At 66.0% G+C, this 15478-nt stretch carries 13 protein-coding genes; 6 read left to right on the top strand and 7 right to left on the bottom strand.

What is annotated here, in order from left to right:
* Nucleotides 1–22 precede the first annotated feature (22 nt).
* Nucleotides 23–1921, bottom strand: a complete 1899-nt coding sequence (locus MGN01_RS13370; protein ID WP_147047124.1) for a PAS domain-containing sensor histidine kinase — start codon at nt 1919–1921, stop codon at nt 23–25.
* A gap of 362 nt (nt 1922–2283) precedes the next feature.
* On the opposite strand from MGN01_RS13370, the gene MGN01_RS13365 reads away from it, so the two are divergent.
* Nucleotides 2284–2568: a hypothetical protein gene (locus MGN01_RS13365; protein ID WP_147047123.1), complete on the top strand. Its 285-nt coding sequence runs from the start codon at nt 2284–2286 to the stop codon at nt 2566–2568.
* A gap of 7 nt (nt 2569–2575) precedes the next feature.
* On the opposite strand, the gene dgcA is transcribed toward MGN01_RS13365, so the two are convergent.
* Both dgcA and dgcN read right to left on the bottom strand, forming a co-directional pair.
* On the bottom strand, nt 2576–3559 hold the full coding sequence (dgcA, locus tag MGN01_RS13360; RefSeq protein ID WP_147047122.1) for an N-acetyl-D-Glu racemase DgcA: 984 nt from the start codon (nt 3557–3559) through the stop codon (nt 2576–2578).
* Between the two features lie 4 nt (nt 3560–3563).
* Nucleotides 3564–4577 (bottom strand): N-acetyltransferase DgcN, encoded by a 1014-nt coding sequence (dgcN, locus tag MGN01_RS13355; protein ID WP_147047121.1) that lies wholly within the window; start codon nt 4575–4577, stop codon nt 3564–3566.
* 237 nt (nt 4578–4814) lie between these two features.
* Here dgcN and hslV point away from each other — a divergent pair, with 237 nt between their 5' ends.
* Nucleotides 4815–5351: an ATP-dependent protease subunit HslV gene (gene hslV, locus MGN01_RS13350; RefSeq protein WP_147047289.1), complete on the top strand. Its 537-nt coding sequence runs from the start codon at nt 4815–4817 to the stop codon at nt 5349–5351.
* 192 nt (nt 5352–5543) lie between these two features.
* Nucleotides 5544–6857, top strand: coding sequence for an ATP-dependent protease ATPase subunit HslU (gene hslU / locus MGN01_RS13345; protein ID WP_147047120.1), 1314 nt, complete (start codon nt 5544–5546; stop codon nt 6855–6857).
* Between the two features lie 149 nt (nt 6858–7006).
* On the opposite strand, the gene MGN01_RS13340 is transcribed toward hslU, so the two are convergent.
* Together MGN01_RS13340 and MGN01_RS13335 are read right to left on the bottom strand one after the other, a co-directional pair.
* Nucleotides 7007–7144, bottom strand: a complete 138-nt coding sequence (locus MGN01_RS13340; RefSeq protein ID WP_307725953.1) for a methyl-accepting chemotaxis protein — start codon at nt 7142–7144, stop codon at nt 7007–7009.
* A 47-nt stretch (nt 7145–7191) separates the two neighbouring features.
* Nucleotides 7192–8253 carry an MBL fold metallo-hydrolase gene (locus MGN01_RS13335; protein WP_147047119.1) on the bottom strand — a complete coding sequence of 354 codons (1062 nt, stop codon included), beginning with the start codon at nt 8251–8253 and terminating at the stop codon, nt 7192–7194.
* Between the two features lie 377 nt (nt 8254–8630).
* On the opposite strand from MGN01_RS13335, the gene MGN01_RS13330 reads away from it, so the two are divergent.
* Together MGN01_RS13330 and MGN01_RS13325 are read left to right on the top strand one after the other, a co-directional pair.
* On the top strand, nt 8631–11816 hold the full coding sequence (locus MGN01_RS13330) for an efflux RND transporter permease subunit (RefSeq protein WP_147047118.1): 3186 nt from the start codon (nt 8631–8633) through the stop codon (nt 11814–11816).
* Between the two features lie 10 nt (nt 11817–11826).
* Complete coding sequence (locus tag MGN01_RS13325) at nt 11827–13053, top strand: efflux RND transporter periplasmic adaptor subunit (protein ID WP_147047117.1); 1227 nt, start codon at nt 11827–11829, stop codon at nt 13051–13053.
* A 7-nt stretch (nt 13054–13060) separates the two neighbouring features.
* Here MGN01_RS13325 and MGN01_RS13320 read toward each other — a convergent pair whose 3' ends face one another.
* Both MGN01_RS13320 and MGN01_RS13315 read right to left on the bottom strand, forming a co-directional pair.
* Complete coding sequence (locus tag MGN01_RS13320; RefSeq protein ID WP_147047116.1) at nt 13061–14152, bottom strand: Rieske 2Fe-2S domain-containing protein; 1092 nt, start codon at nt 14150–14152, stop codon at nt 13061–13063.
* Between the two features lie 369 nt (nt 14153–14521).
* The gene (locus MGN01_RS13315; protein ID WP_147047115.1) at nt 14522–14974 is read right to left on the bottom strand and encodes a hypothetical protein; all 453 of its coding nucleotides are present in this window, start codon (nt 14972–14974) and stop codon (nt 14522–14524) included.
* Between the two features lie 268 nt (nt 14975–15242).
* Between MGN01_RS13315 and MGN01_RS13310 the strand changes: the two genes are divergently transcribed.
* Nucleotides 15243–15464 carry an eL24 family ribosomal protein gene (locus tag MGN01_RS13310; RefSeq protein ID WP_147047114.1) on the top strand — a complete coding sequence of 74 codons (222 nt, stop codon included), beginning with the start codon at nt 15243–15245 and terminating at the stop codon, nt 15462–15464.
* Nucleotides 15465–15478: the final 14 nt, after the last annotated feature.

Here is a 15478-nt window from a genome sequence, read left to right as displayed (position 1 = left end):
TCGTGTCGAAGGCCCAGCATGGTCAGCCCGCCTTCCGGAGCGTGCCGACGCTCTCGTTGTACGGGAGAGGGCCGTCGTCGAAGAGGCCGATCGGCAGACGCACGACAGTCGAAGCGGACGCGGCAACCGGCGCTGCACCGCGCAGACTCGTGCGGATCGGTGCCGGTTCGGCCGGAGTCGTGCTGCGGCGCGGCTCGACCGGCAGCGTCACGGAGACGGTCGTACCGAGACCCGGTGCGCTCTCGATGGAGATCGAGCCGCCATGCAGCCCGACGAGACCGCGCACCACCGAGAGACCGAGGCCGGTGCCTTCATGCGCCCGCTCGTAGCCGCCATTTGCCTGGAAGAAGGGGTCGCCAATACGCGGCAGGTCGTTCTCGCCTATGCCGTAGCCAGTGTCGCTGACGACGAGGTCGAAGTAGTTCGCGCCGCGCCGCACACCGACCTCGATCCGGCCGCCTTTCGGCGTGAACTTCACGGCGTTCGAGATCAGGTTGATCAGCACCTGCCGGCAGGCGCGCGCATCCGCCTTCAGCTTGGCGCCCGGCGGGATCGCCTCGCGCACGAGCCGGATGCCAGCGCCGTCCACCTTCATCTGCATCAGGTCGCAGCAGCCATTCACCAACTCGGCCACGTCGAGCGGTTCGGGATCGAACTCGAAATGCCCGCTCTGGATGCGCGACATGTCGAGCAGAGTGTTCACGACCCCGAGCAGGTGCCGGCCGGAGGAAGCGATGATGTCGGCATATTCCTTCGAGCGCTCGGCGGTGAGCGTGCAGGCGCCCTCACCGGCCAGCACCTCGGAGAAGCCGATGATCGCGTTGAGCGGCGTGCGCAACTCGTGGGTGACGGTAGCGAGGAACTGGCTCTTCACAGCGTCGGCACGCTCGGCATCGGCGCGGGCTTGGTCGAGCTCGGCTGCGTGGCGATGATGCTCCGAGACATCGCGTGTGACGGCGACGACGGTCGCACCTTCCGCGCCGCCGAGGCCCGCCTCGATCCGGTGGGCGCGCATCTCTGCGAACAGGGAGGTGCTGCCGTCGGCACCTGGAGCGGCCAGGTGCAGACGGAAGGGAACCGTGACCGGCTCGCCGCTCACGGCGACATCACTGATCGCTTTCAGCAGCGCCGGACGGTCGCCGATATGCACCCGATCGAGCAGGCCGAGACCGCGTAGGCGGCTGGGCTCGGTGCCGACGAACTTCAGCGCCGAGGCGCTCGCCTCCAGCACGCGGCCATTGCAGTCGTGCCAGGTCACGAGGTCGTCGATGGCGGAGAGGAGGAGGCGGTCGCGCGCCTCGCTGTCGTGCATTCGGGCGCGCCATTCGCCCTCGCGGCGGAGGTGCTCGATGACCTGCGCGCAGATGTGTCCGATCGCGGTGATCGCGAAGAGCGGCATCGCGATGGCGCTCGGCCAGCCGATCACCTGTGCGGTCAGGTCGAACTGCCCCACCACGACGATGGCGAGGGCGCCGAGAGCCGCAATGATCGCAGCGGCCACGGTGGCGCGGATCGACCCCGAGACCAGGGCTTCGAGGGGAATCGCGACCAGCCAAAGCGCGGCCGCCGAACTCGACCCGCCGGTGAGCGCAGCAAGACAAACCACGACGCCCGTCAGGCCGGCGGAGGACAGAGCATGTGCGATCCAGAGGATGCCGGTCCGCGACAGGACCGCGGCAGCCAGCACCGGCAGGAACAGGGAGGCGATGCCGAGGGCCTCGATGCCGCTCGGCACGCCACGCCACAGCAGATAGGGCGGCAGCGCCGCCATCATCACCACGCCTGCGGCGAGGCGCGACACCAGGAAGCGCTCGTGCCGGAAGCGGATTCCCGGTTCGTCGAGGGCGGTCTCGTGAACGAGCCCCGCCAGGCGGGCGTCGAACAGCGACGCAAAGGTAGTGTTGATACGCAAACTCGCCACGCGCCACGCGATCGGCCGCAAACCGCGACCGGAATTCGCGCCCTTCAAGCTTATCGCTTCATCCGATGCAGACCGTCGCAGAGCCGGTTTAAGTGACGATGAAGCGGATACGTCGGATCGAGTCGCATGCGTCCGATCATGAGCGCCGGCCGCCTCAGAAGGATGAAGCCGTGGCAGTTTTCCACAGCCAGGCTCGCCGTTTTTCAGCGTTTCCCAAAGGGCTATGCGACCGAGACAAGGCTTCGTTCACCACGCCCAACTTTTCCAGCTGCTGCGTGGGATGCGCTTCATGCTCCGGTGCGAGGGTAAGGCTCGACACCGTCACCGTACGGGCGCGACGCCCGTATCCAGCAGGTCGCACCATGTCGTTCCTTCTCCGGGCTGCCCTTGTGATTGCAGGCCTGTCCTATTTCGCCATGCAACGTGACGGGACCGTCCCGCAGGCTGCGGACGTCAAAGCCGTAGCGGAGCGCCAGGGCGAACAACTGACGGCACTGTCGGGATCCGTGCCGGCCCAGATGCGCGATGCCGCGGCCAGGGCTGCCACGGCGGAGTTGGTCAAGCGCCTCTCGACGCAGACGGCCTCACGCGACACGCTGCTGGCCCTCGACCGCCTGCCGGAATGGCGTGGCAGCGACCTTCGCTGAGCGAGGACTACCCCCAGAGAGCGGCCGTCGGCGGGTGCACCGTACTTCCTTCGTAGAGCAGACCCGGCTCACGGTCCCGAGCCAGAAGGAGTGGCCCGTCGAGATCGACATAGGCCGCGCGCGAAGCCAGCAGCATGGCAGGCGCCATCGCGAGTGAGGTGCCGACCATGCAGCCGACCATGATGGCCAGACCGCGCGCCTGCGCCTCTGCCGACAGCATCGCCGCCTCGGTCAGACCGCCGGCCTTATCGAGCTTGATGTTGATGGCGTCGTAGCGCTTGGCCAGCGCGTCGAGGCCGGCGCGATCGTGCAGGCTCTCATCCGCGCAGATCGGGATGGTGCGGTCGATCGTCTCGAGCAGCGCGTCCTCACCGGCTGGCAGCGGCTGTTCGATCAGGCCGACGCCCGCCGCAGCGCAGGCCGCGAGGTTGTCCTCGATGGTCTCGGGCCGCCAAGCCTCGTTGGCATCGACGATGAGCCGCGAATCCGGAGCGCCCCGCCGCACGGCGGCGATGCGGGCCGGATCGCCCTCCCCTCCGAGCTTGACCTTCAGGAGCGGGCGATGCGCGGCTTTTCGCGCGGCGGCTTCCATGCTCTCGGGATCGCCGAGGCTAAGCGTGTAAGCCGTCGTCGTGGGCGCCGGCGAACCGAGGCCCAGCAGCTCCCACACATGGCTGCCGCTGCGCTTTGCCTCGAAATCCCACAGCGCACAGTCGAGGGCGTTTCGGGCGGCCCCCGGCTTCATCCGGTCGAGAAGGTCGCGTGGCGAGACCCCGTCGGCTACCGCGCCGGCCTGCACCTCAATCAGCGCCGTCACGCTCTCCACAGTTTCGCCGTAGCGTGCGTAGGGCACGCACTCACCGCGCCCACGGGTCTTGCCTTCCTCCACCGTCGCAACGACGACCACGGCTTCCGTGCGACTGCCGCGGGCGATGGTGAAGGCGCCGGCGATGGGAAAACGCTCGACCGTGACGGAGAGGCGGCGGGTCATGGGCTCAGGCCTTCGCAAACTCGGCGGCGATGCGGTCGACGATCCCATCGACGCCGAAGCGCACCGGATCTGTCGCCGGAAGATCGTGCTCTCTGGCGAGATCGTCGAGAAGCCGCCGTGCCTCTGCTTCCTCCAGTGCCTGTGTGTTCACGGCAATGCCGACCGGCCGGATACCCGGATTGGTCAGGCGACCGCTGGCGACCGTCTGCTGAATGACGTCGGCGATAGAGGGAAGCGGGTGCCGCACGCCGCGCATCGTCGTGCGGGTCGGCTCGTGGCAGATCACGAAGGCATCCGGCTGCGCGCCGTGCAGCAGGCCCAGGCTGACCCCGGCGAAGGATGGGTGGAACAGCGAGCCTTGCCCCTCGATCAGGTCCCAGTGTGCGGGATCGGCGGCGGGCGAGATCCACTCGACGGCACCCGAGATGAAATCGGCCACCACGGCATCGATGGCGACGCCGCGGCCGGAGATGAATACGCCAGTCTGACCCGTCGCGCGGAAATCCGCGTCGAAGCCGCGCTCGCGCATGCGCTTTTCGAGAGCCAGCGCCGCGTATTTCTTTCCCACGGAGCAGTCGGTGCCGACGGTGAGCAATCGCAGGCCCGGCCGCTTGGTGCCCTTGCCGGTATCGAACCGCTCGTCGCTATGGCGGACGTCGTGGAGTTGCCGGCCATTTCTCTGCGCGGCTTCAGCGATCTCGGAGATCGAGCCGAGGCGCACGTGCAGGCCGCTCGCCACGTCGAGCCCGGCCTCCAGGCCGGCGACAATCTCGGCGACCCAATGCTCCGGAAGCCGGCCGCCAGCATTGACCACGCCGACCACCATGGTCCGGCAGCCCTTCTCGACGGCCTCCGTCAGCGACAGGTCCGGGATGCCGAGATCGGCAGCGCAGCCTTCCATGCGGATCTGGCCGATGCACCATTCGGGACGCCAATCGGCGATGCCGTGGGCGGTCTTGGCGGCGAGTCGGTCTGAGACGTCGCCGAGGAACATCAGGTAGGGCGTGGCGATCTGCATGGGTTCACGTCCATTGATGGAAGCTGAACGTCGTAGCGTGGGGGCTGCGACCGGCCGGTGTCGATCCGTCAGTTGCGGGCTATACGACCGCAGGCGTCTCGGCCACATCCCTCGCCGACCGGTCTCGTGCGGGCCAGTCTCTTGGAGGCGGTCCCGAGAGCGCCTACCTGATCGCAAGGATTGCAGCCGATACGGACACCCCCATTGCCCCAATCCGAAGCAAGCGCCACGCCGCTCATGCATGCCACCACCATCCTGATGGTTCGCAAGAACGGTCGGGTCGTCATCGGCGGTGACGGTCAGGTCAGCCTCGGGCAGACGATCGTCAAGGGCAACGCCCGCAAGGTGCGTCGCCTCGCCAAGGGCACGGTGATCGGCGGCTTCGCCGGGGCGACCGCGGATGCCTTCACGCTATTCGAGCGCTTGGAGGCCAAGCTGGAGCAGTATCCCGGCCAACTCACCCGCGCCTGCGTCGAGCTGACCAAGGACTGGCGCACCGACCGCTACCTGCGCCGGCTTGAGGCGATGATGGTAGTAGCCGACAAGGACGTGAGCCTGCTTCTCTCCGGCGCCGGCGACGTGCTGGAGCCCGAGGGCGGCGTTATGGCGATCGGCTCCGGTGGCAACTATGCCCTCGCCGCCGCGCGGGCACTGGAGGATCAGGATCTCGACGCCGAGGCGATCGTGCGCAAGGCGATGAGGATCGCCGCGGAGATCTGCGTCTACACCAACGGTAACCTCGTGATCGAGGCGTTGGAAACCGACAAGCCCTGAGTTGCGCGCTACGCTGCGGGCGCCCTGCCCCAACCCGGTCGCCACAGCATGGGACAGGGTGGGACGCCTGGGACGCGCGTCATTCGTCCCACATGCATTGGCGGACTTACCTCACGTCTGGAAACGCCGCGTTCGCACCGTTAGATCGGCACAGATTCGCCGACTGCGACGGCGAGGCTTCTCAGGAACCCGATGACCACCTTCTCTCCCCGTGAGATCGTCTCCGAACTCGATCGCTTCATCGTCGGCCAGAAGGATGCCAAGCGCGCGGTGGCCATCGCCCTGCGCAACCGCTGGAGGCGGCAGCAGCTCACCGGGCCGCTGAAGGAGGAGGTCGCCCCCAAGAACATCCTGATGATTGGCCCCACCGGCTGCGGCAAGACCGAGATCGCCCGGCGCCTGGCCAAGCTCGCGGGCGCGCCTTTCCTGAAGGTCGAGGCGACCAAGTTTACAGAGGTCGGCTATGTCGGCCGCGACGTCGAACAGATCATCCGCGATCTCGTCGAGGTCGGCATCAGCCTCCGGCGCGAGGAGAAACGCAAGGAAGTGAAGGCCAAGGCCGAGGCGGCCGCCGAGAACCGCATTCTCGACGCCCTTGTCGGTCCCACCGCGAGCCAGGCCACCCGCGATTCTTTTCGGAAGAAGCTCCGCAACAGTGAGCTCGACGACAAGGAGGTCGAGCTCGAACTCGCGCAGGGCGCGCCCCAGGGCCTACCGATGTTCGAGATTCCCGGGATGCCTGGAGCCTCGATGGGTGCCATCAATCTCGGCGAGATGCTCGGCAAGGCCATGGGCGGCGGGCGCGGTAAGCCCAAGCGCATCAGCGTCCGGGATGCCTATGCACCGCTCCTCGCCGAAGAGAGCGACAAGCTCGTCGACGATGATGCGCTGACCCGCGAGGCCATCCGCGAGGTCGAGGATAACGGCATCGTCTTCCTCGACGAGATCGACAAGATCTGCGCCCGCGAGAGCCGCTCGGGCGCCGACGTTTCCCGCGAAGGTGTGCAGCGCGACCTGCTGCCGCTGATCGAGGGGACCACGGTGGCAACGAAGCACGGCGCGGTGAAAACCGACCACGTGCTGTTCATCGCCTCGGGTGCCTTCCACGTCTCGAAGCCCTCCGACCTGCTTCCGGAGCTGCAGGGTCGCCTGCCAATCCGTGTCGAGCTGCAGCCGCTGACCGTGGAGGATTTCAAGCAGATCCTCACCAGCACCGAGGCGAGCCTGCTCAAGCAGACGGTCGCGCTGATGCAGACCGAGGGCGTCACCCTCGACTTCACGGAGGATGCCGTGGATGCGCTGGCTCGTGTCGCCGTGGAGGTGAACTCGTCCGTCGAGAACATCGGCGCACGCCGGCTGCAGACGGTGCTGGAGCGCGTGATCGACGAGATTTCTTTCACCGCTACCGACCGGTCGGGCGAGACGCTGACGATCGACGCTGCTTACGTCCGCAATCGGGTCGAGGATCTGGCTGCGAATGCGGATCTCAGCCGGTTCATTCTGTAGGCGAAACGACGCCCTCGCCCGCTGCCACCATTGCGTCCAAGGACAATCCATATCCTCGACGTGAGACTGGCGGCCCCGGATCGCTTCGCCGTCGGCTCGTGACGGTGTGTCTGCTGAGGTCCATGGCCGCCTTCGGATGGCGGCGGCCTTTAAAAGGCCGAGTTGACCAAACGCTGCAACGTATCGAGCTCGTCTGCGGCGTTCGTCGTCTGCGTGGCCAGCCTCTTCATCTCACCCGCGATCGCGGCGAAGCCACGGCCTGCCTCGCCAGCTCGTGCAGCCGCGATCGCAGTGTGCAGAGCCGGAAGGTTGATCTGCTCCGCAATGCTGCGGATCAGGCTATCCAGACCTGCCCAGGTCGAAGCGGCAGAAACACATTTTGGCTCAGACCCGCCGCGCCGAGTGCCGCTGCCAGGGCCTCCGCCGGCCGTTCAATTCCTTCGTCGGTGAGTTTGAACGTACCCCAATGGTGGCCGAGCGCCTGCTCGGCTCCGAGCAGCCGAAAGGCCTCGACAGCATCGGCAGGGTTCATATGCTGCGGCTGCATGAACCAGCGCGGCTCATAGGCACCAATCGGCAGCGTGGCGAGACGCGGCGGGCCGAAGCGTGCGCGGATCTCGCGGAAGAGTGCGCCGCTGCCGAGCCCTGTATCACCGACGTGATAGTGCACGCCCCGCGGCGTCGTCAGGACGAAGGCGCACCACAGCGCCATGCGACGGTCGTTGAGTCCTCGGGCCGACCAGTGGTTGGCAGGAGTGAGATGCACGGTGACGCCGTCGCCCAGGTCGATCGACTCGCCCCAGTCACGCGTCTCGACATGCATCGTCTCGTCATAGCCGCGCAGGATCGCGTCGTTGCCGAGTGGCGTGATGATCAGCGGCTGATGCACCTGCCAGAGGCGCGCCATGGTCGGACCGTCGAGGTGGTCGTAGTGGTTATGCGTGATCAGCACGACATCGATCGGCGGTAGGTTGTCGAAGGCGATGCCCGGTGGGTTGGCGCGCTTCGGTCCAGCGAAGCGAACCGGGCTCGCACGCTTGGCGAAGACTGGGTCCACGAGGATGTTCTTGCCGGCGACCTGGAACAGGTAGCTCGCATGCCCGATCAGAACGACGCGTAGGCCCTCGAAACGCTCCGGAGGCACGTCGGCCGCGAACGGGCTCGGCGCGGCTGCCGGCCAATCCTCGCGCTTCGCCGTCATGCGCCAGCGGACGATGTCGGAGAAATCTTTGTCCGGGGATTGCTCGGGCCCGAAGAAGCGCAGGCCGTCGAAATGATCGCTGACCGGGCCGCGGTAATACGGGTTGGAATTGCGCTTATGCGCGGCGTAGCCGACCCCGCCCAGAGTCATCACCGTTGCCGCGCTCGCGACCGTGATCAGGCTTCGCCGTTTCATGGATTGAGAAATGGCGGGTCGTCGCCTAGCTTCAAGCGTGCCGTGTCCGAATAGGTTGGGACACGAAAATGTTATCGACTGCCTCGCATCACGGACGCTCCCGCCCCCGCGGCGCTCGACCGTCTACGTTGCTATTTGCTAAATAATAGTTCTTGCCTGAATACGCAACGCCGAGAACAAATAGGCATCTTATTAAGAAATCCAGAAATATATAGCTGTTTTACTGATTTGTATCACTACAGTGAAGATTTGTTTCTAGTTTGTAACGCGCGAGAAGTCATAGAATTGCCTGAAAAGCTCTGGTATGCCAAACAGCCGCCGCGCCCTCGACGAAGCGGCCTACCCGAGCAACCTGGACATTAGACTGACCCAAGGCCATGGCGTCGATCGTCCGACTTGCGCTAGTTCGCCCCTACACCTTCGTCGTGATGTCGATCCTGATCCTGATCTTCGGGGTCATGTCGATCTTCCGGACGCCGACCGATATCTTCCCAAGTATCGGCATTCCAGTCATCAGCGTGGTCTGGCAGTATACTGGCCTGCCGCCCGACGACATGTCTGGCCGCATCGTCTCGGTTTTCGAGCGCGTGCTGACCACGACCGTCAACGACATCGAGCATACCGAGTCCCAATCGGTGCCCGGCTACGGCATCGTGAAGATCTACTTCCAGCCCAACGTCGACATCACAGCGGCCCAAGCACAGGTCACGTCGATCTCGCAGACGATGTTGAAGCAGCTTCCGGCCGGCATCACGCCGCCGCTGATGCTGACCTATAACGCGTCGAGTGTGCCGATCATCCAGCTCGCCTTGTCGAGCAACACGCTTTCGCAGAGCGCGCTTCAGGACCTCGCGGTCAACTTCATCCGGCCCCAGCTCACGACAGTTCCGGGCGCGCAGATGCCCTATCCGTATGGCGGCGTAGCGCGGCAGGTTCAGATCGACCTCGACCAGTCGGCACTGCATGCGCACAACCTGTCGGCATCCGATGTCGGGGCTGCCCTGGCACGCCAGAACCTGATCACGCCGGTCGGCACGCAGAAGATCGGCAGCTACGAGTGGATCGTTGATCTCAACGACTCGCCGAAGACGATCGAGGAGTTCAACAACCTGCCGATCAAGGTCGTGGATGGAGCCACAGTGTTCATCCGCGACGTAGCCCATGTCCGCAACGGCTCGCCGCCTCAGACCAACGTGGTCCAGCTCGACGGCAAGAAGGGCGTCCTCTTGTCGATCATGAAGATCGGCAACGCCTCGACGCTCGACATCATCGCCGGCATCAAGGCGCGCCTGCCTGCGATCCAGGCGACGCTGCCCCCGGGCGTCGACATGAAATACGTGGCCGACCAGTCGGGCTTCGTGAAGGACTCGGTGGTCGCGGTAGTGCGCGAGGGCATCATCGCCGCCGCGCTGACCGGCTTCATGATCCTGGTCTTTCTTGGCTCCTGGCGCTCGACCCTGATCATTACGGTATCCATCCCGCTTGCGGTGCTGTGCTCGCTGATCGCCCTTTCGGCGCTGGGTCAGACCATCAACGTGATGACGCTCGGCGGCCTCGCGCTCGCTGTTGGCATCCTGGTCGACGACGCCACGGTGACCATCGAGAACATCAACCGGCACATGGAAGAGTTCGGCGAGGACATTGTCACGGCGATCACGCTTGGCGCGCAAGAGATCATGCCGCCGGCCACCGTCGCGCTGTTCTGCATCTGCATCGCCTTCGTGCCGCTGCTGGCGCTCGGCGGCGTGGCGGGCTTCCTGTTCCGCCCGCTGGCGATGGCGGTCGTCTTCGCGATGATCGCGTCCTACGTTCTCACCTACACCGTGGTGCCGACGCTGGCGCGCTACCTGCTGGCGCACCAAGCCCAGCACCATGCGCCGGGCACGGATGGCGCACCCCAGCAACTCGGCGTCTTCGGACGCTTCCAGCAGGGCTTCGAGCGGCGCTTCGAGCGGTTCCGGCAGGCCTATCTTGGCCTGCTCGGGCTGGCGCTCTCGCGCAAGTACCACTTCTCCTTTGGCTTCATCGGCGTGGTGCTGCTCTCGTTCGGGCTGCTCCCCTATCTCGGAACCGACTTCTTCCCGACAACCGATGCGGCGGCCCTGCGGATTCACCTGAGGGCGCCAACCGGCACGCGCATAGAGGAGACGACGGCGCTGGCTGGACGGGTGGAGGCGCGTGTGCGCGCGTTGATCCCAACCGAGCGCGTGGCGAGCATCGTCAACAACATCGGCCTGCCGATCAGCGGCATCAACGTCTCCTATAGCAACAGCGGCACCATCGGCACGTTCGATGCCGACATGCTGGTGACGCTGCACGAGGGTGAGACCTCAAGCGCCGAGATCACCAAGACCCTGCGCGAGCGCTTGCCGCGGGACTTCCCCGGCGTGACCTTCTCGTTCCTGCCGCCCGACATCGTCAGCCAGATCCTGAATTTCGGCTCGCCGGCGGCGCTCGACGTGCAGATCGCGGGCGGCAATGCCGAGGCGAACCGCGCCTACGCCCATCAGTTGCTCTCCCGCATCCGCCACGTCACCGGCGTGGCCGACGCCCGCATCCAGGAGCAGTCGAAGGGTCCGGGCCTGCGGGTCGACTTCAACCGCGAATTTGCTAGGGTGGTCGGTCTGACCGAGGGCGACGCTGCGTCAAGCATCCAGGCGAGCCTCTCGGGCAGTACGCAGACAGCCCCGACCTACTGGCTCGATCCGAAGAACGGCGTCTCCTATCCGGTCTCGGTGCAGACGCCACAATATTCGATTGATACGCTCGGCGAGCTCAGGAACCTGCCGATTACCGCCGCCCGCTCGATGCAGTTGCTCGGCGGCCTGGCGAACATCTCGCCGGAGCCACACAGCGCCGTTGTCACGCACTACAACGTCGCGCCGACGGTCAACATTCTGGCCGCCACGCAGGATCGCGACCTCGGCGCCACCGCCTCGGACGTGCAGACGATCATCGACGAAACGAAGGACAGCCTGCCGAAGGGCGCGACCGTGTCCGTGCGCGGCCAGTCCGCCACCATGGCAAGCGCCTACCGGCAGTTGCTCATCGGCTTGGCCTTCTCGATCGTGCTCATCTACCTGCTGATCGTCGTGAACTTCCAATCCTGGCTCGACCCGTTCGTGATCATCATGGCGCTGCCAGCAGCGCTCGCCGGGATCGTCTGGATGCTGTTCATCACGCAGACCACGGTCTCGGTGCCGGCACTTACCGGCGCGATCATGTGCATGGGTGTAGCAACCGCCAACTCGATCCTGGTGATCAGCTTCGCGCGCGAACAGCTCAAAGCCGGCTACGACGCGGTCCAATCAGCTCTTGCGGCCGGCGCGACCCGGCTGCGGCCGGTCGTCATGACGGCGCTCGCCATGATGATCGGCATGGCGCCTATGGCGATAGAGCCTGGCCAGAACGCGCCGCTCGGCCGCGCCGTCATCGGCGGCCTGCTCTTCGCCACGGCCGCAACGCTCCTCTTCGTCCCAGTGGTGTTCAGTATCGTCCACGGGCGTGCGAAGCGGCACGCCGACGCGGACATGCCGTCTGCCCTCCCATCCCCGTCCGTCTGAGCCGAACGCCATGCATTCTGCCCAAGGCCCCGTCACGGCGCCTGCGCCCTCGAAGCGCAAGCTGTTCCTTCTTCTTTGCGGTGTGTCCGTCGGCGCGGCCTTCCTCGCGTATTCCGGCATCACCGGCCGGGCGAAGGGCATGCAGGAGACCGCAGCCTGGACCGAGGCGCAGTCGATCCCGACGGTGAGCGTCGTCCAGGCCAAACGCGGTCCGCAGAGCGAGGACCTGACCCTGCCCGGCTCGCTCGCTGCGATGTCCTCGGCGCCGCTCTACGCCCGCGCCAGCGGCTACGTCAGCGCCTGGAACAAGGATATCGGTGCCCGCGTCCGCAAGGGCGACGTGCTTGCAGAAATCTCGGCCCCCGATCTCGACCAGCAACTCGCCGAGGCGCGCGCCACGCTGTTGCAGCTCGAGGCCGCCGTGCAGCAGGCCCAGGCGAATTCCGACATGAGCGAGGCTACCAACCGCAGAACCTCGCGGCTCGTCCAGCAGGGCTGGTCAAGCGAGGAGCGCGGCGACACCGATCGCTTCACCGCCGCGTCGCGGACCGCGGCCCTGTCGGTCGCCAAGGCGAACCTTGTGGTGCAGCAGGCGGTCGTCGGCCGTCTTGAGGAGCTGTCGCGCTTCAAGCAGATCAGGGCGCCCTTCGATGGCATCGTCACCGCCCGCACCATCAATGTCGGCGACCTGCTGACGGCAGGTGGTACGGCCGGGCGCCCGCTCTTCCGGATCTCCGACATCAGCCGCATGCGGATCTACGTGGACGTGCCGCAAGCCTTCCTGGCGGCCATGAAGCCCGGCCTGAAGGCGACACTGAGCGTTCCGGGCCACGAGAAGAGTTTCACTGCCGAGGTGACCTCGACCGCCAATGCCGTTTCGGAGGAATCCCGCAAGGGCCTTGTCGAGCTACAGGCCGACAATCCGAACGGCGATCTTTGGCCCGGTGCGTTCACGCAGGTCCAGTTCCACATTCCGTCGAACCCGGACACGCTGCGCATCCCGGTGACTGCGCTGATGTTCAACCGGAACGGCACCTTCGTCGCGGAAGTCCAGGCCAACAAGGTTGAGCTGAAGCCGGTCAATCTCGGCCGCAATCTCGGCAACGATGTCGAAGTCCGCAGCGGCGTGATGCTGAGCTCGCGGCTCATCGACAACCCGCAGGAATTCATCACCACAGGCGATACCGTCCATGTCGCCGGTGAGCCACTCGCCCAGCATACCGCTTCGGCGAACTGAGCGCGGCTCAGGAACGCCAGCGCAGCTCCTGCTGGGTGAGCGGGTTCTCGAAGGTGCGTCCGGTGCGCGCCGCGTCAAGCGCCTCGCGTTTCAGGCGGAAATACCATTGCGAGGGCAGATCGCCCTGGCCGAGCAGCACCATGGTCGGCTTGCGGTCGAGACCGGCCTGGGCGTGCTGAAGCACCTGCTGGTCCTGGCTCAGGAACTGCCGCATGAGCGGCCGCGCTACAGGCTTCAGCAGGTTGAGCAGCGGCATGCTCCAGTAGAGTGCGTTGGTGAGCATGGTACGGTTGTTCGAGAGCGGCGTTGCGAAGGTGTAGTTCGCCACCCGCTTGTCGCCGGCCACGATGCGCTCCAGCCGCACGCCCGGCAGCCGGAACTCGATCTCGACATCCGGTACGCCGCCAAGCAGCTTGTAGACCGGCGAAGACTTCGTCGTGGCGTGGCTCGACATGACGAAGCCGTGCGGCACCGGGATGAAGGTCTTCACCTTCTCGCGCAGCTCCTTCGAGGGCCGGAACCACCAGGAATCGTGCACGAAGGCGACGTGCCCGGGATCGACCAGGCTGAGCGTCGTCAGGTCGAAGCTCGCCTCCACCACCAGCTCGACCACGAGGCAGCCGGCCGCCTCGAAGCCGAGTTCCGGCACGGCCGGAACGTCCTGCGCGGTAGCTGGGCCGAGATAGGGGTTGATCCAGAGGAAGCCGGCGCTCTCGATCACAGGGAAGCGTTGCACGACGATGCGCGAGAAGTCGGAGGAGTCGGTCTCCGACAGGGTCGGCACGTCGCGGCAGCGTCCGTCTGTTCCGAAACGCCAGCCGTGAAAGGGGCACATCACGGAAGCGCCGTCGAAGCGGCCCTTGGACAGCGCCATGCCGCGATGCGGGCAGCGGTCGCGCATCGCGAACAGAACGCCCGAGGCATCACGGCCGACGACGATCTGCTCGCCGTTCAACTCCACCGGTCGCATCCCGCCGGCCTTGAGGGTTGCTGCCTGGCCGACGCAGTACCAGGCGTTCGGCAAAGGCTCGCGCATCGCCTTGGGATCGAGCGCGTCGGATACGGTGTCGTCTGCGGCGCGCGTCGTCGCGGCGAGCATGGAAGGCCTGGTTCGTCTGAGGCGGCACCTGTGAGGCGCGGTCGGGTCCTCTTACGCCGCCGGCGAAGACGTTGCCAGCAGCACGACCCCGCACCCATTTGTGCATTGCGGCGAGAGGGCGCAGGCAGAGGGCTTTACGAAAGCCGCCTGCAGTCCCTACCTTCGGGGTCTCAGCAACGAACGAAAGGAGGTGATCCAGTGTCTCATTGTCATCAGCCGCTGTCGGCGACCAGGACCTGGACCGTTACCTCCGGCGAGTGCATCTAGCGCTCGCGGGATACGCTACAGGTTTCGTCGGACCGCGGTTCGGCAATGGAAGGGCCGCCCTCGTCGGGGCGGCCCTTCGGCTTTTGGGGTTTGGAGAAGGGGTCAGCGCGTGCCGTTGAAGAGCGGCTGCATCAGCGCCTCGCAGCGCGCCTTCCAGAGATCGCGCTCCTCGCGCAGATCCTCCAACTTGGCGATCTCTTCGGTAACGTGACCGCGCAGCTCTCGGATCTCCTGGGCGAGCAGGATTTGGAACTCGTCCTGACGGTCCGCCGCGAGCCGCAGCTTGGCCTTCAGCATCATGTTCTCGGCAATGAGCTCGGCGACTTCATCATCCTGGGACTGAGCCTGCGGCGCGTCGACGGTCGCGACGAGGCGTGGCGCCCAGCCGGCCTGTTTGGAAGCCTCGGCAGCCGGTTGCGGTGCCTCGGGCCCCTGCTGGCGGCCCTCGGGTGTCGTCGCTCGCATGGCAGCGAGCCAGTCGCGCAGCGGACCCGGCTGGGTCGAGGGCCGGCTCGTGGTGTCGTGGAGAGAAGCGTTACGAGCAGGTTCCGACATCGGCTGGATCCTCGATTTCGAGGGTATTTCAACCGGACATGCTTAATGAATGGTAAAGCTTACCGCGATCAGGCACGTACCGGCGCGGGATCTTGACTTGAACGCCGGTACGGCCTACCGCCCACGGCTCAATCCGACGACATGTCGTCACCGAGAGCCACTGACCGGTCCGAGAGGCCGGAGGTCAACGCCCGACAGCGCGTCTGCGCCCTCGGGCGGGCTTTGCGTTGGCGGCGTGCGTTCTCACTGGCGAGGCAAGCAGCAGCCCATGGCGCCTGCAAGCGAGACCACTCTGCGCATCGAGGATGCGATCAACGAGATTTGCCCCTGGTCGGGTAAGCCGATCTCGGCCGACTCGCTGACGCTCTACAATGGCGCCGTCGTCGGGTTCTGTAATGCCGAGTGCCGGGACAAGTTCGCCCGCGCCGTGGCGAGCTTCGAGGATGCGCTGCAGGCGCGCCGCGCGGCGAATGCCGGCATCTATCAGTAGGCGACCGGGACCCG

It is taken from the genome of Methylobacterium gnaphalii (assembly GCF_007992215.1).
GTDB classification, from domain to species: domain Bacteria; phylum Pseudomonadota; class Alphaproteobacteria; order Rhizobiales; family Beijerinckiaceae; genus Methylobacterium; species Methylobacterium gnaphalii.
Note: the sequence above shows the minus strand (reverse complement) of the source record. Positions and strands in the feature narration are given on the sequence as shown.

What these genes read in the sequence shown, in the direction of transcription:
- MGN01_RS13365 (WP_147047123.1), top strand. Translation starts at nt 2,284, where the DNA reads ATGTCGTTCCTTCTCCGGGCTGCCCTTGTGATTGCAGGCCTGTCCTAT.
- dgcA (WP_147047122.1), bottom strand. Translation starts at nt 3,559, where the DNA reads ATGACCCGCCGCCTCTCCGTCACGGTCGAGCGTTTTCCCATCGCCGGC.
- dgcN (WP_147047121.1), bottom strand. Translation starts at nt 4,577, where the DNA reads ATGCAGATCGCCACGCCCTACCTGATGTTCCTCGGCGACGTCTCAGAC.
- hslV (WP_147047289.1), top strand. Translation starts at nt 4,815, where the DNA reads ATGCATGCCACCACCATCCTGATGGTTCGCAAGAACGGTCGGGTCGTC.
- hslU (WP_147047120.1), top strand. Translation starts at nt 5,544, where the DNA reads ATGACCACCTTCTCTCCCCGTGAGATCGTCTCCGAACTCGATCGCTTC.
- MGN01_RS13335 (WP_147047119.1), bottom strand. Translation starts at nt 8,253, where the DNA reads ATGAAACGGCGAAGCCTGATCACGGTCGCGAGCGCGGCAACGGTGATG.
- MGN01_RS13330 (WP_147047118.1), top strand. Translation starts at nt 8,631, where the DNA reads ATGGCGTCGATCGTCCGACTTGCGCTAGTTCGCCCCTACACCTTCGTC.
- MGN01_RS13325 (WP_147047117.1), top strand. Translation starts at nt 11,827, where the DNA reads ATGCATTCTGCCCAAGGCCCCGTCACGGCGCCTGCGCCCTCGAAGCGC.
- MGN01_RS13320 (WP_147047116.1), bottom strand. Translation starts at nt 14,152, where the DNA reads ATGCTCGCCGCGACGACGCGCGCCGCAGACGACACCGTATCCGACGCG.
- MGN01_RS13315 (WP_147047115.1), bottom strand. Translation starts at nt 14,974, where the DNA reads ATGTCGGAACCTGCTCGTAACGCTTCTCTCCACGACACCACGAGCCGG.
- MGN01_RS13310 (WP_147047114.1), top strand. Translation starts at nt 15,243, where the DNA reads ATGGCGCCTGCAAGCGAGACCACTCTGCGCATCGAGGATGCGATCAAC.